2 protein-coding genes are annotated in these 688 nt (G+C 69.2%); both read right to left on the bottom strand.

Going from position 1 to position 688, the window contains the following annotated elements; all coding sequences use genetic code 11:
• Positions 1 to 284: hypothetical protein (locus AACY08_RS27785; RefSeq protein ID WP_339472309.1), on the bottom strand; the 284-nt coding region annotated here is incomplete at its 3' end.
• Positions 285 to 296: 12 nt separating this feature from the next.
• Positions 297 to 688 (bottom strand): FAD-dependent oxidoreductase (locus AACY08_RS27780; protein ID WP_339472308.1); only part of this gene is annotated, 392 nt, incomplete at its 5' end.

The following is a 688-nucleotide window of genomic DNA, read 5'->3' as shown; positions in this document are numbered from 1 at the left end:
TGGCCGGGCAGCACCTTGAACCGTCCGATATAGCGGCGCACCGCTTGCGACAGCATCACGCCGGGGCGGTCATTCCCGGCAAAGGTCAGCGGGCGCTCGATCGCGCCGGTCGCGAGCACGATGCGGCGCGCGCGGACATGCCATAGCCGCTGTGCGGGCTGGCCGGGGGCAGGGGGCTGGCCGGGCTCCGTCAGGCGCTCGACGAGCGTGACGAAGCCATGATCCCACACGCCCGACGCGGTGGTGCGCGTCAGTACGCGCGCACCGTCGATCGCTTCGTTCACTGCGCGGTCCTGCTAGACCAGCAGCACGCGCTCCCCTGCCTGCAGCGCGGTACGCGCGGCGGCGATTCCGGCGGGGCCACCACCGACCACCAGCACATCGCAAAAGGCCGAACGGTGTTCGTATTGATCGGGGTCGGGTTCGGTCGGTGCCTTGCCCAGCCCGGCGGCGCGACGGATGAAGCGTTCGTACAGCATCCAGCGGGACGGCGGGCCGAAGAAGGTCTTGTAATAGAAGCCCGCCGTCAGAAAGCGCGCGGCGAGCCCGTTGATCGCGCCCAGATCCACTGCGAGGCTCGGCCAGCGATTCTGGCTGTGCGCGACGAGGCCGTCATAGACATAGACGTCGGTCGCGCGCGTATTGGGTTCGCAGCGTCCGCCTTCGCCGACCGTGACCAGCGCATTGG

The sequence above is a fragment of the Pseudomonas sp. EL_65y_Pfl1_R83 genome (assembly GCF_963970695.1).
Lineage (GTDB): Bacteria > Pseudomonadota > Gammaproteobacteria > Pseudomonadales > Pseudomonadaceae > Aquipseudomonas > Aquipseudomonas tritici.
The sequence above is the reverse complement of the archived record's forward strand: the minus strand, read 5'-3'. Positions and strand labels throughout refer to the sequence as shown.